General features: G+C 71.2%; 24 protein-coding genes and 3 tRNA genes. 16 read left to right on the top strand and 11 right to left on the bottom strand.

Annotated features, from left to right (window positions below; all coding sequences use genetic code 11):
- Nucleotides 1–359 precede the first annotated feature (359 nt).
- From AB0M29_RS31000 to AB0M29_RS30985, 4 genes are all read right to left on the bottom strand, one after another.
- Nucleotides 360–911 (bottom strand): ATP/GTP-binding protein, encoded by a 552-nt coding sequence (locus tag AB0M29_RS31000; protein WP_093717894.1) that lies wholly within the window; start codon nt 909–911, stop codon nt 360–362.
- A 34-nt stretch (nt 912–945) separates the two neighbouring features.
- Nucleotides 946–1353: a DUF742 domain-containing protein gene (locus tag AB0M29_RS30995; protein WP_093717892.1), complete on the bottom strand. Its 408-nt coding sequence runs from the start codon at nt 1351–1353 to the stop codon at nt 946–948.
- A gap of 82 nt (nt 1354–1435) precedes the next feature.
- Nucleotides 1436–1849: a roadblock/LC7 domain-containing protein gene (locus tag AB0M29_RS30990; RefSeq protein ID WP_365388670.1), complete on the bottom strand. Its 414-nt coding sequence runs from the start codon at nt 1847–1849 to the stop codon at nt 1436–1438.
- 9 nt (nt 1850–1858) lie between these two features.
- Nucleotides 1859–5860: a nitrate- and nitrite sensing domain-containing protein gene (locus tag AB0M29_RS30985; protein WP_365388635.1), complete on the bottom strand. Its 4002-nt coding sequence runs from the start codon at nt 5858–5860 to the stop codon at nt 1859–1861.
- Nucleotides 5861–6442: 582 nt separating this feature from the next.
- Between AB0M29_RS30985 and AB0M29_RS30980 the strand changes: the two genes are divergently transcribed.
- The 6 genes from AB0M29_RS30980 (at nt 6443) to AB0M29_RS30955 (ending at nt 8633) form a co-directional block, all read left to right on the top strand.
- Nucleotides 6443–6637: a hypothetical protein gene (locus AB0M29_RS30980; RefSeq protein ID WP_365388632.1), complete on the top strand. Its 195-nt coding sequence runs from the start codon at nt 6443–6445 to the stop codon at nt 6635–6637.
- Nucleotides 6638–6705: 68 nt separating this feature from the next.
- Nucleotides 6706–7497: a fumarylacetoacetate hydrolase family protein gene (locus AB0M29_RS30975; RefSeq protein ID WP_365388631.1), complete on the top strand. Its 792-nt coding sequence runs from the start codon at nt 6706–6708 to the stop codon at nt 7495–7497.
- 26 nt (nt 7498–7523) lie between these two features.
- Nucleotides 7524–8243, top strand: coding sequence for an HAD family hydrolase (locus tag AB0M29_RS30970; RefSeq protein ID WP_365388629.1), 720 nt, complete (start codon nt 7524–7526; stop codon nt 8241–8243).
- Nucleotides 8244–8330: 87 nt separating this feature from the next.
- Nucleotides 8331–8402 (top strand) — tRNA-Gln (locus tag AB0M29_RS30965).
- 24 nt (nt 8403–8426) lie between these two features.
- Nucleotides 8427–8499 (top strand) — tRNA-Glu (locus tag AB0M29_RS30960).
- A gap of 61 nt (nt 8500–8560) precedes the next feature.
- A tRNA-Glu gene (locus AB0M29_RS30955) sits at nt 8561–8633 on the top strand.
- A 72-nt stretch (nt 8634–8705) separates the two neighbouring features.
- Here the strand turns inward: AB0M29_RS30955 and AB0M29_RS30950 are convergent.
- Nucleotides 8706–9347: a MerR family transcriptional regulator gene (locus AB0M29_RS30950; RefSeq protein WP_365388626.1), complete on the bottom strand. Its 642-nt coding sequence runs from the start codon at nt 9345–9347 to the stop codon at nt 8706–8708.
- Nucleotides 9348–9450: 103 nt separating this feature from the next.
- Between AB0M29_RS30950 and AB0M29_RS30945 the strand changes: the two genes are divergently transcribed.
- Complete coding sequence (locus tag AB0M29_RS30945; protein ID WP_365388625.1) at nt 9451–9957, top strand: DUF4188 domain-containing protein; 507 nt, start codon at nt 9451–9453, stop codon at nt 9955–9957.
- A gap of 39 nt (nt 9958–9996) precedes the next feature.
- On the opposite strand, the gene ndgR is transcribed toward AB0M29_RS30945, so the two are convergent.
- Nucleotides 9997–10713 carry an IclR family transcriptional regulator NdgR gene (gene ndgR / locus AB0M29_RS30940; RefSeq protein WP_365388622.1) on the bottom strand — a complete coding sequence of 239 codons (717 nt, stop codon included), beginning with the start codon at nt 10711–10713 and terminating at the stop codon, nt 9997–9999.
- Nucleotides 10714–10839: 126 nt separating this feature from the next.
- Between ndgR and leuC the strand changes: the two genes are divergently transcribed.
- From leuC to AB0M29_RS30920, 4 genes are all read left to right on the top strand, one after another.
- Entirely contained in the window at nt 10840–12273 is a 1434-nt protein-coding gene (gene leuC / locus AB0M29_RS30935) for a 3-isopropylmalate dehydratase large subunit (protein ID WP_365388619.1), read from the top strand.
- Nucleotides 12274–12278: 5 nt separating this feature from the next.
- On the top strand, nt 12279–12872 hold the full coding sequence (gene leuD, locus AB0M29_RS30930; protein ID WP_365388617.1) for a 3-isopropylmalate dehydratase small subunit: 594 nt from the start codon (nt 12279–12281) through the stop codon (nt 12870–12872).
- Nucleotides 12873–13067: 195 nt separating this feature from the next.
- Entirely contained in the window at nt 13068–13292 is a 225-nt protein-coding gene (locus AB0M29_RS30925; protein WP_365388615.1) for a hypothetical protein, read from the top strand.
- Nucleotides 13293–13424: 132 nt separating this feature from the next.
- The gene (locus AB0M29_RS30920; protein WP_365388612.1) at nt 13425–14042 is read left to right on the top strand and encodes an HU family DNA-binding protein; all 618 of its coding nucleotides are present in this window, start codon (nt 13425–13427) and stop codon (nt 14040–14042) included.
- A 77-nt stretch (nt 14043–14119) separates the two neighbouring features.
- On the opposite strand, the gene AB0M29_RS30915 is transcribed toward AB0M29_RS30920, so the two are convergent.
- Together AB0M29_RS30915 and cofC are read right to left on the bottom strand one after the other, a co-directional pair.
- Entirely contained in the window at nt 14120–14335 is a 216-nt protein-coding gene (locus AB0M29_RS30915) for a hypothetical protein (RefSeq protein WP_365388610.1), read from the bottom strand.
- A gap of 9 nt (nt 14336–14344) precedes the next feature.
- On the bottom strand, nt 14345–15016 hold the full coding sequence (gene cofC, locus AB0M29_RS30910) for a 2-phospho-L-lactate guanylyltransferase (protein WP_365388608.1): 672 nt from the start codon (nt 15014–15016) through the stop codon (nt 14345–14347).
- A 140-nt stretch (nt 15017–15156) separates the two neighbouring features.
- Between cofC and AB0M29_RS30905 the strand changes: the two genes are divergently transcribed.
- The 3 genes from AB0M29_RS30905 to AB0M29_RS30895 are packed head-to-tail and all read left to right on the top strand — an operon-like array spanning nt 15157 to nt 18056.
- The gene (locus AB0M29_RS30905; RefSeq protein ID WP_365388607.1) at nt 15157–15879 is read left to right on the top strand and encodes a lysophospholipid acyltransferase family protein; all 723 of its coding nucleotides are present in this window, start codon (nt 15157–15159) and stop codon (nt 15877–15879) included.
- On the top strand, nt 15876–16877 hold the full coding sequence (locus AB0M29_RS30900; protein ID WP_365388605.1) for an NAD(P)H-dependent glycerol-3-phosphate dehydrogenase: 1002 nt from the start codon (nt 15876–15878) through the stop codon (nt 16875–16877). The genes AB0M29_RS30905 and AB0M29_RS30900 overlap by 4 nt, the downstream gene beginning before the upstream one ends.
- 12 nt (nt 16878–16889) lie before the next feature.
- A complete protein-coding gene (locus AB0M29_RS30895; RefSeq protein ID WP_365388603.1) occupies nt 16890–18056 on the top strand; it encodes a D-alanine--D-alanine ligase family protein in 1167 nt (388 codons plus the stop codon).
- A gap of 39 nt (nt 18057–18095) precedes the next feature.
- Here AB0M29_RS30895 and AB0M29_RS30890 read toward each other — a convergent pair whose 3' ends face one another.
- A complete protein-coding gene (locus tag AB0M29_RS30890; protein WP_365388601.1) occupies nt 18096–18572 on the bottom strand; it encodes a DUF3515 domain-containing protein in 477 nt (158 codons plus the stop codon).
- 19 nt (nt 18573–18591) lie between these two features.
- Nucleotides 18592–18825, bottom strand: coding sequence for an Lrp/AsnC ligand binding domain-containing protein (locus tag AB0M29_RS30885; protein ID WP_365388599.1), 234 nt, complete (start codon nt 18823–18825; stop codon nt 18592–18594).
- A 159-nt stretch (nt 18826–18984) separates the two neighbouring features.
- On the opposite strand from AB0M29_RS30885, the gene AB0M29_RS30880 reads away from it, so the two are divergent.
- On the top strand, nt 18985–19953 hold the full coding sequence (locus AB0M29_RS30880; RefSeq protein ID WP_365388596.1) for a thiamine-phosphate kinase: 969 nt from the start codon (nt 18985–18987) through the stop codon (nt 19951–19953).
- Nucleotides 19950–20789 (top strand): bifunctional hydroxymethylpyrimidine kinase/phosphomethylpyrimidine kinase, encoded by an 840-nt coding sequence (thiD, locus tag AB0M29_RS30875; RefSeq protein ID WP_365388594.1) that lies wholly within the window; start codon nt 19950–19952, stop codon nt 20787–20789. Before AB0M29_RS30880 ends, thiD begins: the two co-directional genes overlap by 4 nt.
- A gap of 129 nt (nt 20790–20918) precedes the next feature.
- Here the strand turns inward: thiD and rpmB are convergent, their stop codons facing one another.
- The gene (gene rpmB, locus AB0M29_RS30870) at nt 20919–21104 is read right to left on the bottom strand and encodes a 50S ribosomal protein L28 (protein ID WP_028426177.1); all 186 of its coding nucleotides are present in this window, start codon (nt 21102–21104) and stop codon (nt 20919–20921) included.
- Nucleotides 21105–21219 lie beyond the last annotated feature (115 nt).

Genomic DNA, 21219 nt, shown 5'->3' with positions numbered 1-21219 from the left:
TGGGAGCCCGCCTCTGCTCGCCTCGTGTTCCTCACTGGACCAACAACCTCTCGGCGACGGCGCAACTAAGGCCGTTCCTACTCTCGGGTTCTGCGAATTTCAGCACGTCATGGGGGTGCTAGCCAAACGTCCGACATAGGGGAACTGACGCACGGCACGCGCTGCTCAAAAGGGACATAAGTCGCGAAGTGGGACAGGATCCGGGCCGGATATACGCGCTGTGGCACCGGCTGAGCGCGAGCAGTGTTCGGTGGCCTGCTGAAAGTCTCTCGAAATGTTATGAACACGGGGACCGGCCGTGTCGAACGACACAGCCGGTCCCCGTGACCTGCTCTTGTGTAACTTGCCGCTGGCAACTGCTACTTGAGCCGTGCCAGCAGTGCGTGCTCGACGAGCGTGATCAACGCGCTCTTCGCCTCACCGCGGTGGCGGGCGTCGGTGGTGATGATCGGTGCCTCCGGCCCGATCTGCAGGGCCTCGCGCACCTCCTCGGGACGGTACGGCTGGTGCCCGTCGAAGCCGTTGAGGGCGATGACGAACGGCAGGCCGCTGTTCTCGAAGTAGTCGACCGCCGGGAAGCAGTCCGCCAGCCGGCGGGTGTCGACCAGCACCACGGCGCCGATCGCGCCGCGGACCAGGTCGTCCCACATGAACCAGAAGCGGTCCTGCCCCGGGGTGCCGAACAGATAGAGGATCAGGTCGTCGTCGAGGGTGATACGGCCGAAGTCCATGGCCACCGTGGTGGTGGTCTTGTCCTGGACGTGGCTCAGATCGTCGATCCCGGCCGACGCCGACGTCATCACGGCCTCGGTACGCAGCGGATTGATCTCCGACACGGCACCGACGAACGTGGTCTTGCCGACGCCGAAGCCGCCGGCGACCACGATCTTGGCGGAGGTCGTCGACCGCACCGACTGCGCGCCGTACGCCGGCTGCGGCTGCGACCTAGAGCTTCCGAAGTCCACTGAGCACCCTCTCAAGCAGTGTCACATCCGGCTGGCCGCCTGCCTCGCCGCTGCCCGGCTGGTGGATGGCGACCATACCGGCCTCGGCGAGGTCGGCCACGAGAATCCTGGCGACGCCGAGCGGGATGGCGAGCAGTGCGGAGATCTCGGCCACCGACTTGATCTCACGCGTCAGATGGCAGATCCGCTGGTGTTCCGGCAGCAGTCCCGCGTACTGACCCGGGTCGGCGGTCGTGCTGACCAGGGCCTCTATGGCGAGCTGGTAGCGCGGCCTGGTGCGGCCACCGGTCATGGCGTACGGCCGAACCAGCGGCTGGTCGCCTTCCACCCCGTACGGCGCGTGGTGGGACGCGCCGTACGGGCCCGGCGAAGCGGGTGGCGGGGTCATGAGGTCCTCCGTGTCCGGGCAATGCTGTCGCGGTGCGGGAAGTACGGAACAACAACGTCTGGGAGGGAGCTGGGGGACTCTCTCAGTGCATGAGGCTGCCCTGGAGCTCGGCGCGGAGATCCGGGGTGAGCACGGCGCCCGCCCGGTCGACGAGCAGGGCCATTTCGTAGCCGACGAGGCCGATGTCGCACTCGGGGTGCGCCAGTACGGCGATGGAGGAACCCTCGGAGACGGACATGATGAAGAGGAAGCCGCGCTCCATCTCCACCACGGTCTGGTTGACCGCGCCGCCTTCGAAGATGCGGGAGGCCCCGGCCGTGAGCGAGGTCAGGCCGGAGGCGACGGCGGCGAGCTGGTCGGCGCGGTCACGGGGGAATCCGTCGGACATCGCGAGCAGCAGGCCGTCGGCGGAGACCACCACCGTGTGGGACACCCCGGGGGTGTTGTCCACGAAGTTGGTGATCAACCAGTTCAGGTTCTGTGCCGCCTGGCTCATCGCACTCAACTAACGCTCCTGATTCGTACCGAAACCACGGCCGTCGGTGTTGCCCCCGGCCTCGCGGCCCTGCTGGATACCACGGCGGAGGTTGGTCAGACGTCCGCGTACGTCGTCGGGAGCCCGCGAGATCTGCGGACCGCCCTGCGGCGCTTGCTGCGGTGCCGCACCGCCGGCGACGAGGTTGGCCCTCGGCACCCGGCGGGGCAGACCCGAGGGGGTGACCCCACCGGCCGAGGGTTCCCGTACCTGCTCGGCCCGCTGGCGCAGCGCGTCATTGGGCGAGGACCGCCAGTTCGGCGTCTCCCGGGGCAGCGGCTGCGCCACCGGAGCGGCGGGCGCGGCGGACCCGGGGGCCGACGACGGGTACGGGGAGGGAGCCGACGCGGGCACGGGCTGCTGCGGAGCGCCGCCGCCCGGCCGCTGCGCGCTGTTCGGCGCGGGCCGTTCGGGGCGGATCCGCGGCGGCGCCGACGGCGGGGCGGTACGGCCGACCGGACGCGGCGGCGGAGCCTGCTGGCCGCGTCCGCTCTGCTCGACGTGGATCTGCTGCATCCGCTCGGCCTGGCCGGTACGGAACCAGTCCGACTCGATCGCGGCGAAGATCGGCGTCGGCTCGTCACCACGGGTCGGGGCCGGCGGCAGCGCCATCGGCTCGGTCGCCATGGGGAGCGGCTGTTCTGTGCGGTGCTGCGGCGGCCGCGGGTCGCCCTGGGGCGGCTGCGGCACCGGGAAGGACCCGGTGTCGGCCGGACCGCCGGGGACGCCCTGCTGCGGCTGCTGCGGGAGCGCGTACTGGCCGGTGCTCGTGCTGTCACCGCGGGCGGGCAGCGGGTGCTGGCCCGTACCGTACGGGTCCTGCGGGTTCTGCTGGTTCTGGCCCTGGTTCTGGCCGGGGTTCTGCGGGCCCTGCTGGCGGGGACCGCCGCGCTGCGGGAGGCCCTGGCCGCCCTGGACGGGGAACTGGCCCGTGCTGCCGCTCTGCGGGGCGAAGTCGTCGTCGCGCACGGCGGGGAACTGGCTGGTGTCACCGGGGCCGCCCTGCGGCTGCCGCTGGACCGGGAACTGCCCGGTGTCGCCGGGACCGCCCTGGCCGGGCATCGCGAACTGGCCGGTGCCGTAGGTCTCCTGCGGGGTGCGGTTGCCCCCCTGGCCGAAGCCCTGGTTCTGGTTCTGGCCGGGGTTCTGCGGGCCCTGCTGGCCCGGGCCGCCGCGCTGCGGGAGGCCCTGGCCGCCCTGGACGGGGAACTGGCCCGTGCTGCCGCTCTGCGGGGCGAAGTCGTCGTCCCGGATGGCGGGGAACTGGCTGGTGTCACCGGGGCCGCCCGGCCGCGGCGGCTGCTGGGCCGGGAACTGGCCCGTGCCGCCGGGGACGCCCTGACCCTGGCCCTGGCCGGGGCCCTGACCCTGGCGCGGCGTCGGGCCGGGACGGCCGCCGAACACGTCGGAGCGGAACCCGGCGGGGCCGGTGCTCTGCGGCTGCGGCGGCGGGAACTGGCCCTGCTGGCCGCCCTGCGGCCGCCCGCCGAACGGGTCGCCGCCACCGGGCCGCTGGCCCTGCGAGGGCGCGTCGAACGGCGAGGCCGCCTCGACGTCCTCGTGGCCGCGCGGGGTGTCGTGCGCGCCGCGGTCGTCGGGGAAGCCCTGCCCGTTGCCGGGACCGGAGTCCTGGGCCCAGCGCGGGGTGCCGCCCGGCTGCTGCGGGGCGCCGCCGCCGGGACGGCCGCCGCCCGCGTTCAGCGCGGCGCGCGGGGCACCGCCCGCCACCGGGGTGCGCTGCGGCGGCTTGGGCATCTGCGGGCCGTTGCCGAAGGCACCGGCGATACCCGAGCCCGTGGGGGCCGGGGGAGCGCCCGCCGGGCGCCCGCCCTTGGCGTTCTTGGCGCCGGGAGCGCCCGCACCGCCCTGGGTGACGTCCACCGGCAGCATGACGAGCGCCGTGGTGCCGCCCGAGTCGGACGGGCGGAGCTGGATGCGGATGCCGTGCCGCAGGGACAGCCGGCCGACCACGAACAGGCCCATGCGGCGGGAGACGGAGACGTCCACCGTCGGCGGGTTCGCCAGCCGGTCGTTGATGTCGGCCAGGTCCTCGGGGGACAGGCCGATACCGGTGTCGTGGATCTCGATCAGCACCCGGCCGTCGGGCAGGGAGTGACCGGTGACACGCACCTTGGTCTGCGGCGAGGAGAACGAGGTGGCGTTCTCCAGCAGCTCGGCGAGCAGGTGGACGAGGTCGTTGACGATACGGCCGGTGACCTCGGCCGACGGCACGGAGGTCAGTTCGATCCGCTCGTACTGCTCCACCTCGGACGCGGCGGCGCGGAGCACGTCGACCAGCGGGACGGGGCGGGTCCACCGGCGGCCCGGCTCCTCACCGGCGAGAACCAGCAGGTTCTCACCGTTGCGGCGCATGCGGGTCGCGAGGTGGTCGAGCTTGAAGAGCGAGGAGAGCTGGTCCGGGTCCGCCTCGCGCGACTCCAGCTCGGAGATGAGCGAGAGCTGGCGCTGGATGAGGCCCTGGCTGCGGCGCGAGAGGTTGGTGAACATCGCGTTGACGTTCCCTCGCAGCAGCGCCTGCTCGGCGGCGAGCCGTACGGCCTCGCTGTGGACCTCGTCGAACGCGCGGGCCACCTGGCCGATCTCGTCGCGGCTGTTGATGCCGATCGACTCGACCGAGGTGTCCACGTCCTGCGGGTCGGTCTCGGAGAGCTGCTTGACCAGCTCGGGCAGCCGCTTCTGGGCGACGTCCTGCGCGGTCTGCTGCAGCCTGCGCAGCGAGCGGATCATCGAGCGGGCGACGACGAAGGCGCCGACCACGGCGACACCGAGGACGAGCAGGATGATCGCGCCGGAGATCAGCGCTTCCTGCTTGGCCTCGCTCTGCAGCTTCAGCGACTTCTGCTGCATCTCGTTGAGCAGCGACCGCTCGATCTGGCTCATCGCCTGGATCTTGGTCTTGGCCGCGTCGTCCCAGTCGAGGTACGAGACGTTGGCGAACTTGGTGATGCCGTCCTCGGCCGCCGCGATCCGGTCGCGCATGGTGTCGTGCGCGCTGATCGTGTCGTTGCCGCCGCTGAGCGGGGCCATCAGCGTGGCGCTTCCGTCGCCGTAGATCGTCTGGAAGCGCTGGATCTGGATGTTCTCGTTGTTCGCGCCCCACCGGACCGACTGGTAGTCGTTCGAGTCGAGCTTGCGGTCCGGGCTGGCGAGCGCGGCGCTGATCACCGCGCGCTGGATCGACTCGTACTCCTTGGCGGAGGAGAACGCGGCCAGCGCGCGGGTGCTCTGGATCATCTCCGGGTTGTTGGTGGCCTGCGCCATGTCCTGGGAGAGCGACAGCAGCGACTGCACCAGCGCGTCGTACTGGGAGACGGTCGTGGCGATCGACGCCTGCGAGGTGTACGCCTGGTCCCGCAGCTGGGACAGGCCGGTGAGCGCGGTGTCGATCGCGATCAGGCTGGAACGGACGCCGCTGAACAGCGAGTCGTTCGAGGAGATGTTGTCGCTCGACTCGCGGTAGAGCTTGTACTCGCGGTCGGTGGCCTGCCGGGCCGCGATGACCGCGTCGCTCTTGAGGTTGCCGGAGGTCAGCGGACCGGCGGAGCTGTCCCGCTCCTCCTGCAGCGCGTCGGCGAGGTCGGTCGCGTGCTCGGTGATGTCGGTCAGCGACTTCATGCGCTCGAGCTGGTGGATGTTGTCCAGCGAGCTGCTGATCCGCAGACCGCCCAGGGCGGAGGCGGTGACCACCGGCAGAGCGAGGAGGGACACAAGTCTGGTGCTGATGCGCCAGTTGCGCATGGCTATTCGTGGGCCGGGCTTGCCCGCGAGGCCGGTGATCCGGCCCGCGTCGATACCGCTCGGCGTGCTCGTCCGTCCGGTGGCCGCAGTCGTGCCCGGCGTGGCGCTCGCCGAGTCGCCCGCCTGCTGCGGTGTCGGGCCGTTGCCGGTCCCGCCGGGCTGCTGCTTCGGGTCGCCCGCAGCGCCGCTGTCCCTCTTGAAACGTCCCTGCACTAGCGTCGCAACCTCTGGACCAGGCGTCCCCCGCAATAAAGCGGACAGGACGGTGTCGAGTCATGGGGGCTCAGACCACCCCCGGATTGCAGAGGAGGCCGTTGTCGCCCTTCACCGCCGCTCGGTGCCCGTTCGCGCCCCCTGCGCGCCGGCTCGATGTGATGCGGCGGTCCGGGGAATTCCAGCACAGTGCTGGATCTCCCAACAAGGCCCGTTGCCGACCTGTTGGAATTGGTCACTCAACGCTGAACGGTGGGCACGGAGCGTTGAGTGGTGATTTGGTGAAAGCGGGAGATTTCGGACCTGGCGGTCACCCGTTCCGCTCCGCTCTCCGTCGCCCCAGTCGCGCTGATCGCGGGCGGTCTGTGGGTGTACGTGGCCAATGCCCGATTCCGGTGCGACGGCCGGGTGTCCGTAATGACCGCTATGGGACTCACTTGGTGAGCAAAATCACAGCAAGATGGATGTCTGGACCACGTTGTTGCGGGAAAGGGCGGCACTAGCCTTGCCCTTTACACCAAGCGGCTTTCTGTCAACCAGCGCCCTCTGGGGCGCCCCGAGTCCCCGAGGTCCACACGGCCGATGAAGACCACCATGATGTTCCGCCCGATCGCCAACCCCCGTCGCACCACCCTGGCCCACCTGAAGGACGCGGCGGAACTGGAGGCCCTGGCGGTCGAGGTGCCCGCGGTGGACACGGCGGCCGGCGAGCAGGCGCTGCCGCAGCAGACCGCCAACCCCCGGCGCACCGTACTCAACGAGCTGCCCACCGCCTGAGCCGGGGCGCCGCGGCGGCGGGGCCCTGACCGGGCCTTCGCGTGACGCACCGCGGATAGGCTGCACGTATGCGCATCGCCAGGTTCTCCATTGACGGCAACGTCGCCTTCGGCGCGGTCGAGGGCGACGCGGCCGTACCCGACGGCCTCGTCCTGGACATCATCAAGGGCATCCCGTTCGCGGACTTCGAGCTCTCCGGTACGAAGGTGCCGCTGGACAAGGTGCGGCTGCTGCCGCCGGTCCTGCCCAACAAGGTCGTCGCCATCGGGCGGAACTACGCCGCACACGCCGCCGAACTGGGCAACGAGGTCCCCAGCGCCCCCTGGGCGTTCTTCAAGCCGTCGACCTCCGTCATCGGCCCCGGCGACCCGATCGTGTACCCCTCGTTCTCCCAGGAGGTGCACCACGAGGCCGAACTGGCCGTCGTCATCGGCCGGATGTGCCGCGAGGTGCCGCGCGAGCGGGTCAAGGACGTCATCCTCGGCTACACCTGCGCCAACGACGTGACGGCCCGCGACACCCAGCGGGCCGAGAAGCAGTGGGCCCGGGCCAAGGGCTTCGACTCCTCCTGCCCGCTGGGCCCCTGGATCGAGACCGGCATCGACCTGGAGACGGCCTCCGACCTCGCCATCACCGCGACGGTCAACGGCGAGCTGCGCCAGGCCGGCCGCACCGCCCAGATGACCCACTCCATCGAGGACCTGATCGTCAACATCACCGAGGCGATGACGCTGCTCCCCGGCGACGTGCTGCTCACCGGCACCCCGGCCGGCGTCGGCCCGATGGTCCCCGGCGACGAGGTCGCCGTCACGATCGAGGGCATCGGCACCCTGACCAACAAGGTCGTCGCCCGCGGCTGACGCCCGCCGTCCCTACGATCGGCGGTATGGCGATCCGCGCGGTCCTGTGGGACATCGACGACACGCTCTTCGACTACACCGGCACCGACCGGGCGGCGATGCGCCGCCACCTGGAGCACGAGGGCCTGCCCGACGGATTCGCCTCCGTCGAGCAGGCCCTGCTGCGCTGGCAGGAGCTGACCACCCTGCACTGGGCGAGGTTCGCCGCCGGGGAGACCGACTTCCAGGGGCAGCGCAGGGACCGGGTGCGGGACCTGCTGGGCGGCGCCCTGAGCGACGCGGAGGCGGACGCCTGGTTCGACCGCCACGTCGTCCACTTCGAGGCCGCCTGGGCGCTCTTCCCGGACGCGGTCCCCGTCCTGGACTGGCTGGCCGCCGACTACCGGCACGCGGTGCTGTCCAACTCCGCGCTGAGCCACCAGGAGCGCAAGCTGACGGCGCTCGGCGTGCGCGACCGCTTCGAGACCGTGCTGTGCGCTGCGGAACTGGGCGTCCACAAGCCCGATCCGCTGGCCTTCCGGGCCGCCTGCGAGGCGCTGCGGCTGGCCCCGGCCGAGGTCGCCTACGTCGGTGACCAGCCGGACATCGACGCCCGCGGTGCCGCCGAGGCGGGCCTGCTCGGCATCTGGCTGGACCGCGACGACGTGGGCGGACGCCCCGAGCTGGTGCGGATCACGGGGCTGGCGCACCTCCCTGACCTGCTGCGCGGCGATACCCGTTTTGGAGCGCTGTCCCGGATCGGGTAATGTTCTTCTTGCGCCGCCCGAGAGGGCCGAATGGCCCGGCCGGACAGCGTGACCCGAACACAAACCCCGTCAGGGGTTGCGTTTTGGTGGGGTATGGTGTAATTGGCAACACGGCTGATTCTGGTTCAGTTGTTCTAGGTTCGAGTCCTGGTACCCCAGCGCATTTCGCTCATCGCAGTGCAAGCCCCCGTTGTGTAGCGGCCTAGCACGCCGCCCTCTCAAGGCGGTAGCGCCGGTTCGAATCCGGTCGGGGGTACAGATCCTTCCCGCGTGATCACCTGGGTCGCTCCCGCTGATCATGATGCAGGATCGCTAGGGCCCCCGTTGTGTAGCGGCCTAGCACGCCGCCCTCTCAAGGCGGTAGCGCCGGTTCGAATCCGGTCGGGGGTACACAGAACTTCGGTACGGCGAGGTCCCTCACTCCGGTGGGGGACCTTCTCGCTGTACGGACCCGGTCCGCGGCTACAGCCCGAACCGGCGGGCGGACTCCTGCTCCTGGGCCAGCCGCCGCAGGCACAGCAGCACCGGCTCGAAGAGCACCGCGTCCGCCACCGCCGCCTCGACCTGCTCCACCGCTGTGGGAAGCGTCTCCAGGTTGTCGAGGTCGAGGACGGCCAGCCGCCCCAACTGCTCGGCGTACGGCTGCAGATAGTCCGCGTCGCAGGGGTAGCCGAGGTGCTTGAGCCGGACCATGACGGCCACCAGGGCACGGTAGTTGGGGGAGAGGTCGCCGATCTCGCAGGCGTCGCTCCAGCCGAGGCGGTCCAGCAGGAGGTCCACCTCCCGCCGTGCGACGGCGACTTCGGGGTCGTTGTCGTCCGGGTCCTCGCCGTGCGGCAGCGACCACAGGGCGGCGCCCAGCCGGATCGTGCGGCCCAGCGAGTCGTCGTCGACCGCGGAGAGCACCTCGCGGGCGGTGGCCACCGGGACCCGGCCGACCTGGATCAGCGCCCGTACCAGCCGCAGCCGGCGCAGGTGCGACTCGTCGTAGTCGGCCTGGGTGGCGCTGATCCGGCGGCCCTGGGGAAGCAGCCGCTCCCGCAGGTAGTACTTGATGGTGGCGGTGGACACCCCGCTCGCCTCGCTGAGCTCCGCCAGCCGCATACCCTTGCGCCTTCCCCTTGGAGAGTGCGACTATCCAATCATGGATAGTGTCGCTATCCAATCGCCGCCAGTCCCATGTCGTCGCAGCCCCGGGGGAGCCGTCATGACGTCCGTACTGCCCGCAGAGCCCACCACCGCTGACGCGCGGGGCGAGGTCGTCGTCTTTCTCATCGGCATGCGGATCAACCGCATGTGGGCGGTGCGCCGCTGGCTGCCGGTGTTCCTCGCGATGCCGCGGATGCTGCGCGAGCTGTCCGCCGACAAGGACAGCGGACTGCTCAGCCATGTGCTGCTCACCGCCTCGCCGCGCACCTACTACGTCGTGCAGTACTGGGAGTCCACGCAGAAGCTGTTCGCCTATGCCGCGGACCAGGACAGCCTGCACCGGCCCGCCTGGGCCGCCTTCAACCGCCGTGCGCGCAAGGGCGGTTCGCAGGTCGGCATCTGGCACGAGACCTACGCCGTCCCGGCCGGTTCCTACGAGGCGGTCTATCTGTCCATGCCGCCGTTCGGCCTCGCGGCCGCCCACGGAGTGGTCCCGCTGGCCGCCCGCGGCAGGACCGCGGCGGACCGGCTCGCCTACCGCGCCCCGGCGGCCGACACGGTCTGACGGCACCGGCAGACGGCATCCGGCGGAGCCCGGTCGCCGTCAGCCGGTGCGGCGCAGCGCCTCGGTCAGCCGGGCCGCGGCGTCGATGACGGCCTGGGCGTGCATCCGGCCCGGGTGGCGGGTCAGCCGCTCGATGGGGCCGGAGACCGAGACGGCGGCCACCACGCGGTTGGAGGGGCCGCGGACGGGGGCGGAGACCGAGGCGACGCCCGGCTCCCGCTCGCCGATGGACTGCGACCAGCCGCGGCGCCTGACCCCGGACAGGGCGGTGGCGGTGAAGCGCGCCCCCTGAAGGCCGCGGTGCAGCCGCTCGGGCTCCTCCCAGGCCATCAGGACCTGCGCGGCCGAGCCCGCCTTCATCGGCAGCGTGGAGCCCACCGGCACGGTGTCCCGCAGTCCGGACAGGCGTTCCGCCGCCGCCACGCAGATCCGCATGTCGCCCTGCCGGCGGTAGAGCTGCGCGCTCTCGCCCGTGACGTCCCGCAGATGGGTCAGCACCGGGCCCGCGGTCGCCAGCAGCCGGTCCTCACCGGCGGCGGCGGCCAGCTCGGACAGCCGGGGGCCCAGGATGAAGCGGCCCTGCATGTCGCGGGCCACCATGCGATGGTGTTCGAGCGCGACCGCCAGCCGGTGCGCGGTGGGGCGGGCGAGACCCGTGGCGCCGACAAGGCCGGCCAGGGTGGCCGGTCCTGACTCCAGTGCGCTGAGCACCAGAGCAGCCTTGTCGAGAACGCCGACGCCGCTAGAGTTGTCCATGCAACGATATTCGCGTCTCACACTGTGAAACGCAAGTTCAATTTTCCGGAGAACGCGTCAGGCTGGGGAGACAAGCGCAGGACTCACACCAACAAGCCCGCAAGGGCGCGGGCCGGAGGGACAGCGATGGGTAGGACACTCGCGGAGAAAGTCTGGGACGACCATGTCGTCCGCCGCGCCGAGGGCGAGCCCGATCTGCTCTTCATCGATCTTCACCTGCTGCACGAGGTGACCAGCCCCCAGGCGTTCGACGGGCTGCGGATGAACGGCCGACCGGTGCGCCGTACCGACCTCACCATCGCCACCGAGGACCACAACACCCCCACCCTCGACATCGACAAGCCGATCGCCGACCCCGTCTCGCGCACCCAGCTGGAGACGCTGCGCAAGAACTGCGCGGAGTTCGGCGTCCGGCTGCACCCGCTGGGCGACGTCGAGCAGGGCGTTGTCCACGTGGTGGGACCGCAGCTGGGACTGACCCAGCCCGGCACCACCGTGGTCTGCGGTGACTCGCACACCTCCACGCACGGCGCTTTCGGCGCGCTGGCGTTCGGCATCGGCACCTCGCAGGTGGAGCACGTACTGGCCACCCAGACGCTGCCGCTGGCGCCCTTCAGGACCATGGCGATCACCGTCGACGGCGAACTGCCCGACGGCGTCACCGCCAAGGACCTGATCCTCGCCGTGATCACCGAGATCGGCACCGGCGGCGGCCAGGGCTATGTCATCGAGTACCGCGGCTCGGCCATCGAGAAGCTGTCGATGGAATCCCGGATGACCGTCTGCAACATGTCGATCGAGGCGGGCGCGCGGGCCGGCATGATCGCCCCCGACAAGACCACCTTCGACTACCTGGAAGGGCGCGCGCACGCCCCGAAGGGCGAGGACTGGGACGCCGCCGTCGCCTACTGGGAGACGCTGCGCACCGACGACGACGCGGTCTTCGACCACGAGGTGCGGATCGACGCCTCCACGCTGGCGCCGTTCGTCACCTGGGGCACCAACCCCGGCCAGGGCGCACCGCTGAGCGCGTCCGTGCCGGACCCGGCGTCCTTCGCCGACCCGGGCGACCGGCTCTCCGCAGAGAAGGCGCTGGAGTACATGGGCCTGTCCGCCGGGCAGCCGCTGCGCGAGGTCTCCGTCGACACCGTCTTCGTCGGCTCCTGCACCAACGGCCGGATCGAGGACCTGCGGGCCGCCGCCTCGGTCGTCGAGGGCCGCAAGGTGGCCGACGGCGTCCGCATGCTGGTCGTACCGGGCTCGGTACGGGTCGCGCTGCAGGCCGTCGAGGAGGGCCTGGACAAGGTGTTCACCGCCGCGGGCGCCGAATGGCGGCACGCGGGTTGCTCGATGTGCCTGGGTATGAACCCCGACCAACTGGCCCCGGGCGAGCGCTCCGCGTCCACCTCCAACCGCAACTTCGAGGGACGGCAGGGCAAGGGCGGCCGTACGCACCTGGTGTCACCCCAGGTCGCCGCCGCCACCGCGGTGCTGGGCCATCTCGCCTCGCCCGCCGACCTGTCCGACGACACAAACGCCCGTACCCCCGCGGAGGTCTGAGCCCCATGGAAGCCTTCACCACACACACCGGCCGGGCCGTACCGCTGCGCCGCGGCAACGTGGACACCGACCAGATCATCCCGGCCCACTGGCTGAAGAAGGTCACCCGCAACGGTTTCGAGGACGGTCTGTTCGAGGCGTGGCGCAAGGACGAGACCTTCGTCCTCAACGCCCCCGAGCGGCAGGGCGCCACCGTGCTGGTGGCCGGCCCCGACTTCGGCACCGGCTCGTCCCGCGAGCACGCGGTGTGGGCGCTGCAGAACTACGGCTTCAAGACCGTGATCTCGTCCCGGTTCGCCGACATCTTCCGTGGCAATTCACTGAAGAACGGCCTGCTCACGGTGGTGCTGCCGCAGGAGACCGTGGAGCGGCTCTGGCAGCTGACCGAGGCGGACCCGCAGGCCGAGATCACCGTCGACCTGGTGGCCCGCGAGGTCCGCGCCGAGGGTGTCACCGCGCCGTTCACGCTCGACGACAACGCCCGCTGGCGGCTGCTGGAAGGGCTGGACGACATCAGCCTGACGCTGGCCAACGAGGCGGACATCTCCGCGTTCGAGGCCCGGCGGCCGTCGTACAAGCCGAGCACCGTGCAGGTCTGACCCCGCGAACCGGCGAGATCCCGGTTCACGACCTCGAAGCGCCCCCTGCTCTGTTCGCAGGGGGCGCTTCGGCATGTCCGGGGGGGGCCGATGGAGGGCTCACCGAGGGGGGCCAGCGGCGTCCGGAACCGGGTCCGGAACACCCGGTTGGCCCTGTCACTCCCGACAACTCGCCGCAGATGGCACAATCGACGCATGGAACGCGACGGCCAACTCCAGCTCTACGGGGTTCTCGCCGCGCGTCTGAAGCAGGCGCACATGCGGGTCGCGAATCCCGAAGTCCCTGATGGGACACGACGGGAGTTGAGTCGGCGGCTGCTGGCGGTGACCGCGGTGGCGAAGCACGATCTCGCCGACGCGGCACGGCGTCTGGACGTGTTAACGGCTGAGTTGGACGAGCTCGGAATCCCCGATCGCTGAACGCGTTGAGCACCGAGTTCGTTGCGGCACAAGGGTGATTCGCCCGTTTCGTATTTGATTTGCGGTATATATCCGCCTAGCGTGCGAAAAGGCCCGCACTCATTCGCCGGGCAAGTTTCCGAAGGGGAAGACGTGAACAAGGCGCAGCTCGTAGAAGCGATTGCCGACAAGGTAGGCGGCCGCCAGGCCGCCGCGGACGCGGTTGACGCGGTTCTCGACGCGATCGTCCGCGCGGTCGTCTCCGGCGACCGTGTGTCGGTCACCGGATTCGGTTCGTTCGAGAAGGTCGAGCGTCCGGCCCGTTACGCTCGCAACCCCCAGACCGGGGAGCGGGTCCGGGTGAAGAAGACCTCGGTGCCGCGGTTCCGTGCGGGCCAGGGCTTCAAGGACCTGGTCAGCGGCACCAAGAAGCTCCCGAAGAACGACGTCGCGGTCAAGAAGGCCCCCAAGGGCAGCCTGAGCGGCGGCGCTTCCACCACGACCCGGACCAGCACCAAGAAGGCGGCCGCCAAGAAGGCCACCGCGGCCAAGAAGACGGTCGCGAAGAAGGCCACGGCGGCCAAGAAGACGGTCGCCAAGAAGACCACCGCGGCCAAGAAGACCACCGCCAAGAAGGCGGCGGCGAAGAAGACCACCGCCAAGAAGGCGGCGGCCAAGAAGGCCCCGGCCAAGAAGGTCACCGCCAAGAAGGCCCCGGCCAAGAAGGCCACGGCCCGCAAGACGGCCGCCAAGCGCACCGCCAGGAAGTAGCCCCCAGGGTCACCCCTGACCGCGCCGGGCCGGGCTCCCCACGAGGGAAGCCCGGCCCGGCGCAGTTTTTTTGCCCGTCAGGCGGGGTCCGGGAAGGTCTGCAGGGTCAGGAACGTCACCCTGCGCGCGGAGCCCGCACCCTCGGTGCGGATACGGACCCGCTGCCCGGGGCGCAGCAGCCGCAGCTCGCCCGCGTCGAACGCGGGAGCGTCGAAGGGGAGCGGGGTGCCGTCGTCGAGCAGCACACTGCCGGTCCTGGTCTCTGCGTCGAAAGTGAACGCGGTTGCCTGCATAGCGCCAGCCTAGGGCAGGCGCGGCTCGGTGGCGGACGGCGAGAAGGCGGCAAAAAGGGCAGTGGTGCGGGGGCCGACGCCCAAGGTGAGGGCGGCGCGGAGGTCGTCGCCGGTGTCGACGTCCTGGCGGACGGAGGTGACGTCGGGCAGCGTGATCTCGCGGGCGCCGGTGGCCAGGTGGCGGGCCCGGGAGGGGCCGCCGAAGGCGGGGGAGAGGGGCGCCGCCGCGGGCGCGGCGAGCAAGGTTGTCCCCACACCGGCCGCATCGGCCAGGAAAGCGCGCTCCTGGGCGCCCGCGGCCGCCCGCAGCACCTGCGCGAGCTCGGCGGGCCGCAAGGCCGGGAGATCGCCGTTCAGCGCCGCGACCGCCGCACCCGGCCTGCGCTCACGCACCCGCCCGGCGCCGTACCGCAGCGCGGCGTTCAGCCCCGCCGCCGGGGCGTCCGGCACCACGAACGCCCCGAGACCGGCCAGTTCCGCCGAGGCCCGCTCGTCGTCCGTGACCACTGTCACGTCCACCACCCCCGCGCACTCCAGCACCGCCGCCACGGTGTCCAGCGCGAACGCCAGCGCCAGCGCGGGCCGTACCGCCCCCGCCGCCTCCGCCAGCCTGCTCTTCGCCACCGCAAGCGGCTTCAGCGGCACCACCACAGACCACTCCCGGGTCACATCACTCGCCACAGCCCCATTGTGCGGCCTTCCCCGACGCGGTCCTCAGGCCGCTAACGGCTGGCGTTAACGTGTGCGTAGCCGCGAGACTTGTGCGGCTGCACGGGTGGTGCTGTACGGGTGCAGCGCCACAGCAACGAAGAGGAGTCCTGGTGTCCCGCCGCAGAATCGGTTTCTGGTACCGCCTGGCGGCCGTCATCGCGAAGCCGCCGCTCATTGTGTTCTTCAAGCGCGATTGGCACGGAATGGAGCACATTCCGGCGGACGGCGGATTCATCACGGCGCTCAACCACAACTCGTACCTGGACCCCCTGTCGTACGGGCATTTCCAGTACAACACCGGCCGCGTCCCGCGCTTCCTGGCCAAGGCGGCGCTCTTCAAGCCCTTCTTCGTCGGCACCATGCTGCGCGGCACGGGCCAGATCCCGGTCTACCGCGAGTCGACCGACGCGGCCAACGCGTTCCGCGCCGCCGTGGACGCCATCAACTCCGGCGAGTGCGTCGTGTTCTACCCGGAGGGCACGCTCACCCGCGACCCCGGCCTGTGGCCGATGGTCGGCAAGACCGGCATCGCCCGGGTCGCGCTGCTCACCAAGGCGCCCGTGATCCCCGTCGCGCAGTGGGGCGCCCACGAGGTGGTGCCGCCGTACGCCAAGGAGAAGAAGGTACGGCTGCTGCCGCGCAAGACGCTCCGGGTGCTCGCCGGACCCCCGGTCGACCTGACCGAGTTCTACGGCCAGGAGCCCACCCCCGAGGTGCTGCGCCAGATCACCGAGAAAATCATGCTGCGCGTCAGCGGGCAGCTCGCCGAACTGCGCGGCGAACCCGCGCCCGCCGCGCTCTACAACCCGCGTGCGGCCCGGGAGGGCAAGTGACGGCCCGCTGCGCGGTCTACGGCACCGGTTCCTGGGGCACCGCCTTCGCGATGGTGCTCGCCGACGCCGGGTGCGAGGTGTCGCTCTGGGGCCGCCGCCCCGAACTGGCGGCGGCGATCAACGCCACCCGCAGGAACCCCGACTACCTGCCCGAACTCGAACTCCCCGCCGGCGTCACCGCCACCGCCGACCCGGCCGAGGCCGCCCGCGACGCCGAGTTCGTCATCCTCGCCGTGCCCTCGCAGACCCTGCGCGGCAACCTGGCCGAATGGGCGCCGCTGCTGCGCCCCGACGCGGTGCTGGTCAGCCTGATGAAGGGCGTCGAACTCGGCACCGCCAAGCGGATGAGCGAGGTGATCGAGGAGGTCGCCAAGGCCGGCCCCGACCGCGTCGCCGTCCTGTCCGGCCCCAACCTCGCCCCGGAGATCGCCGCCCGGCAGCCCGCCGCGTCCGTCGTCGCCTGCCGTGACGAGGCCGTCGCCCGCCGCTTCCAGGCCGCCTGCCACACCCGCTACTTCCGCCCCTACACCAACACCGACGTCGTCGGCTGCGAACTCGGCGGCGCCGTCAAGAACGTCATCGGCCTCGCGGTCGGCATCGCCGACGGCATGGGCCTGGGCGACAACACCAAGGCGTCGCTGATCACCCGCGGACTGGCCGAGACGACCCGGCTGGGCCTGGCCATGGGCGCCGACGCGCACACCTTCGCGGGCCTGGCGGGCATGGGCGACCTGGTCGCCACCTGCTCCTCGCCGCTGTCGCGCAACCACACCTTCGGCATCAACCTCGGCCGCGGGATGACCCTCGCCGAGACCATCGCCGTCACCAGCCAGACCGCCGAGGGCGTCAAGTCCTGCGAGTCCGTGGCCGATCTGGCCAGGCGGCACGGCGTCGACATGCCGATCACCGACACCGTCGTCGACATCGTGCACAACGGCAAGCCGCCGGTCGTGGCCGTGCGGGAGTTGATGTCACGCTCCGCGAAGCCGGAGCGGTAGGGTCGTCGCGACATGAGCAACCTTCCCTCTCCCCAGAGTCCGGACCGCGCTGACCAGGGCTACCCGCGCAAGCCGCGGGTCGCCGTCGTCTTCGGCGGGCGCAGCTCCGAGCACGGCGTCTCGGTGGTGACCGCGGCCAGCGTGCTCGCCGCGATCGACCGCGACAAGTACGACGTCCTGCCCATCGGCATCACCACCGAGGGCCGCTGGGCGCTGACCGCCGACGCTCCCGAGCGGATGGCCATCGCCGACCGCAGGATGCCCACCGTGGAGCAGGTCACCGACCACGAGGGCGCCGTCGTGCTGCCCGTGGACCCGGCCAGCCGCGAGGTCGTCTACACCGAGGCAGGCGCCGTGCCCAAGGCGCTCGGCGAGGTCGACGTCGTCTTCCCGATGCTGCACGGCCCGTACGGCGAGGACGGCACCCTGCAGGGCCTGCTGGAACTCTCCGGCGTCCCGTACGTCGGCGCGGGCGTGCTCGCCTCCGCCGTCGGCATGGACAAGGAGTACATGAAGCGGGTCTTCACCTCCTTCGGCCTGGCCGTCGGCCCGTACACCGTGCTCCGCCCGCGCGAGTGGGAGCAGGACCGCGACGCGGCCCGCGCCAAGGTCACCGCCTTCGCCGCCGAGCACGGCTGGCCGGTGTTCGTGAAGCCCGCGCGCGCCGGTTCGTCGTTCGGCATCACCAAGGTCGACGGGCCCGAGGGGCTCGACGCCGCGATCGCCGAGGCCAGGCGGCACGACCCCAAGGTCATCGTCGAGGCGCTGCTGAGCGGGCGCGAGATCGAGTGCGGCGTGCTGGAGTTCGAGGACGGCCCGCGCGCGTCGGTGCCCGCGGAGATCCCGCCGGTCACCAGCCACGCCTTCTACGACTTCGAGGCGAAGTACATCGACTCCGCCGAGGGGATCGTCCCGGCGCCGCTCACCGACGAGCAGACCGCGGAAGTCCGGCGGCTCGCCGTCGAGGCGTTCGAGGCCGCCTCCTGCGAGGGTCTGGTCCGCGCGGACTTCTTCCTGCTCGACAGCGGCGAGTTCGTGATCAACGAGATCAACACCATGCCCGGCTTCACGCCGATCTCGATGTACCCGCGGATGTGGCAGGAGAGCGGGGTCAGCTACCCCGAACTCATCGACCTGCTGATCCAGGCGGCGCTGCGCCGCTCCACCGGACTGCGCTGAGACCCGCGGCCCGGCCCCGGACAGGGCCGGGCCGCGGCGTCACGCCACCGGGATCGACTTCTTGACGGCGTCGGCGAGGTCGCTGAGCGGACCGACGTCGCCGGCGAACTTCTTCGGCAGGGTGACCTCGACATACGCCTTGCGCAGCGTCGTGGTCAGCCGGAAGGTGCCGCCCGGCCGCTGCTCGATCGACCAGCCGACCCCGTCGACGTCGACCCCGTCGGCGTTCGGGTCGTTGTCGACCAGCGGCCGCTGCACCCCGCAGCGCAGAACGATGGCCGGATTTCCCCATCCGGCAACCAGGTCCGAGCGCGTCTTGAGATCATGCCGGGAGAGCCCGATCACCTTGCTCGGCAACTCCTGGTGCAGCGTGTGGCAGTATCCGGCGACGCGCGCGTCAGGAACCGGCACGGCGATGGCGTCGTCCGTACCGGAAGTGACGTCGTAGACCGCCGCCGCGGACAAGCACGCGACGGCGGACACGGTGATCAGAACGACCCGGCGATACAGCGTCACCGGGCGAGCATATCGAGGGCTAGATGTGGACGACGGGACAGGTCAGAGTTCGGGTGATGCCGTCCACTTGCTGGACCTTGGCGACCACCATGCGGCCGAGATCGTCGACCGTGTCGGCTTGGGCCCGGACGATGACGTCATAAGGACCAGTGACGTCTTCGGCCTGGATGACTCCGTCGATCTTGGAGATCACCTCCGCTACTGCCGAGGCCTTGCCGACCTCGGTCTGGATCAGGATGTACGCCTGTACCACGGAACCTCCAGGGCGGCTTCGAGGATCATGTGGGAAGGGGGACGCCACGTTATCGCGTCGTCGCGCACAGCGGGGAGACCCGCGCGGTACCTGACCCCCGTATTGACGGGAAACACGCAGCCAGAACCGGCCTCGGCCGAGACATGAGGGGACGATGGCATGAAGGGGACTGTGGGCGAGTTGGGGGAGTTCGGGCTCATCAGGGAATTGACCTCCCGGCTCACTACGACCCCCGCGGTGAAAATCGGGCCCGGCGACGACGCCGCCGTCATCACCGCGCCGGACCGCAGGGTGGTCGCCACCACTGACGTGCTGCTCGAGGGCCGCCACTTCCGCCGTGACTGGTCCACCGCGTACGACGTGGGCCGCAAGGCCGCCGCCCAGAACCTCGCGGACATCGCCGCCATGGGCGCGGTGCCCACCGCCGTGCTGCTCGGCCTGGTGGTGCCCGCGGAACTGCCCGCCACCTGGCCGATCGAGCTGATGGACGGCATCCGCGACGAGTGCCAGGTGGCCGGCGCGGCGGTCGTCGGCGGCGACGTCGTACGCGGCGACACCATCACCGTGGCGATCACCGCGCTCGGCGATCTGCGCAACCGCGACGCGGTCACCCGATCGGGTGCCCGCGCGGGCGACATCGTCGCCGTCACCGGCTGGCTCGGCTGGTCCGCGGCGGGCCTGGCCGTGCTCTCCCGCGGCTTCCGCTCGCCGCGCGCCTTCGTCGAGGCCCACCGCAGGCCGGAGCCGCCGTACCACGCGGGCCCCGCCGCGGCCGAGCTCGGCGCCACCGCCATGACCGACGTCAGCGACGGCCTGGTCGCCGACCTCGGCCATGTCGCGGCCGCCAGCGGCGTCGACATCGACCTGCGGTCGGCGGACATCGACGTGCCCGCCCAGATGACCGACATCGGCCAGGCGGTCGGCGTGGACCCGCTGCACTGGGTGCTGACCGGCGGCGAGGACCACGCGATCGTCGCCACCTTCCCGCCGGACGTGAAGCTGCCCGCCCGCTGGCGGGTGATCGGCGCGGTCGGCGCTCCGGCAGGGCGCACCCCCCAGGTCACCGTGGACGGCGCGGCCTGGGACAAGGCGGGCGGCTGGGACCACTTCGGGGACGACGAAGGGTGAACGTTTCCGCAACCCACGAATCCCCTGCGCCCGCCGCCCCGCCCCGGGTGCTCACCGTCGCCGGATCCGACTCCGGCGGCGGCGCGGGCATCCAGGCCGACCTCAAGACGATGCTGGCGCTCGGCGTGCACGGCATGAGCGTGCTGACCGCCGTCACCGCGCAGAACTCACGGGGCGTCCAGGGCTCCTGGGAACTGCCCGAGGCGGCGGTACGCGCCCAGTTCCGGGCCGTCGTCGACGACATCGGCGTCCAGGCGGTCAAGACCGGCATGCTGGCGTCCGCGGCGCTGGCCGCCACCGTCGCCGGACTGCTGGCCGGGCTCCCCGACGGCGTACCCGTGGTCGTCGACCCGGTCGGGCTGTCCAAGCACGGCGACGCGCTGCTCGCCGCGGAGGCGGTGGCCACCGTACGGGACCGCCTGCTGCCCGTCGCGACGGTGGCGACCCCCAACCTCGACGAGGTCACCCAGCTCACCGGCGTCGTGGTCCGCGACGAGGCCGGGATGCGGGCCGCCGCGGCGGCCGTACTCGGCCACGGGCCGCGCTGGGCGCTCATCAAGGGCGGCCACCTCGCGGACAGCGCCTCGCCCGAGGCCGTCGACCTGCTCAGCGACGGCGTCCACGAGCACTGGTACCGCGCCCCGCGGCTGGCCAACCCGCACACCCACGGCACCGGCTGCACCCTGGCCAGCGCGATCGCCGCCCATCTGGCGCTCGGCCACGACGTGCCCGAGGCGGTCGACCTGGCGAAGACCTATGTGACCGGCGCCATCGCCGCCGGATTCCCGCTGGGCACCGGCATCGGCCCGGTCGACCACGGCTGGCGCGACCGCTGAGCGGTGCGCCCGGCGGCGGGCACCACGGGGTCACCCCGGGACAACGCAAGAAAACCGGCCCACCCTGAGGTGGACCGGCATTCGAGTAGCCGCAAAGGCTGCGCTGCTACGACATACGCGTACGACGCGTCAGCGCGAGACCTTCCCGGCCTTGATGCACGAGGTGCAGACATTGAGGCGCTTCGGCGTCCGCCCGACCACTGCACGCACGCGCTGGATGTTGGGGTTCCAACGACGCGGGGTACGGCGGTGCGAGTGGGAGATGCTGTTGCCGAAGCCCGGCCCCTTGCCGCAGACGTCGCAGTTGGCAGCCACGGGTCACTCCAAAGACTTCAGATGCACTTACGATGAAAAGCCCGAGAGAGCCCCGGGCAACCGGAGCAGCATACAACGGCCACTCCCGTACAACGAAACTACCATGGTCCGCGGG

This window comes from Streptomyces sp. NPDC051976 (assembly GCF_040680795.1).
In the GTDB taxonomy this organism is placed as follows: Bacteria; Actinomycetota; Actinomycetes; order Streptomycetales; family Streptomycetaceae; genus Actinacidiphila.
Note: the sequence above shows the minus strand (reverse complement) of the source record. Positions and strands in the feature narration are given on the sequence as shown.

Bases quoted from the DNA above. Each gene is read 5' to 3' on its own strand.
- AB0M29_RS30995 (WP_093717892.1), bottom strand. From the start codon at position 1,353: ATGACCCCGCCACCCGCTTCGCCGGGCCCGTACGGCGCGTCCCACCAC.
- AB0M29_RS30990 (WP_365388670.1), bottom strand. From the start codon at position 1,849: ATGAGCCAGGCGGCACAGAACCTGAACTGGTTGATCACCAACTTCGTG.
- AB0M29_RS30980 (WP_365388632.1), top strand. From the start codon at position 6,443: ATGAAGACCACCATGATGTTCCGCCCGATCGCCAACCCCCGTCGCACC.
- AB0M29_RS30975 (WP_365388631.1), top strand. From the start codon at position 6,706: ATGCGCATCGCCAGGTTCTCCATTGACGGCAACGTCGCCTTCGGCGCG.
- AB0M29_RS30970 (WP_365388629.1), top strand. From the start codon at position 7,524: ATGGCGATCCGCGCGGTCCTGTGGGACATCGACGACACGCTCTTCGAC.
- AB0M29_RS30950 (WP_365388626.1), bottom strand. From the start codon at position 9,347: ATGCGGCTGGCGGAGCTCAGCGAGGCGAGCGGGGTGTCCACCGCCACC.
- AB0M29_RS30945 (WP_365388625.1), top strand. From the start codon at position 9,451: ATGACGTCCGTACTGCCCGCAGAGCCCACCACCGCTGACGCGCGGGGC.
- ndgR (WP_365388622.1), bottom strand. From the start codon at position 10,713: ATGGACAACTCTAGCGGCGTCGGCGTTCTCGACAAGGCTGCTCTGGTG.
- leuC (WP_365388619.1), top strand. From the start codon at position 10,840: ATGGGTAGGACACTCGCGGAGAAAGTCTGGGACGACCATGTCGTCCGC.
- leuD (WP_365388617.1), top strand. From the start codon at position 12,279: ATGGAAGCCTTCACCACACACACCGGCCGGGCCGTACCGCTGCGCCGC.
- AB0M29_RS30925 (WP_365388615.1), top strand. From the start codon at position 13,068: ATGGAACGCGACGGCCAACTCCAGCTCTACGGGGTTCTCGCCGCGCGT.
- AB0M29_RS30915 (WP_365388610.1), bottom strand. From the start codon at position 14,335: ATGCAGGCAACCGCGTTCACTTTCGACGCAGAGACCAGGACCGGCAGT.
- AB0M29_RS30895 (WP_365388603.1), top strand. From the start codon at position 16,890: ATGAGCAACCTTCCCTCTCCCCAGAGTCCGGACCGCGCTGACCAGGGC.
- AB0M29_RS30880 (WP_365388596.1), top strand. From the start codon at position 18,985: ATGAAGGGGACTGTGGGCGAGTTGGGGGAGTTCGGGCTCATCAGGGAA.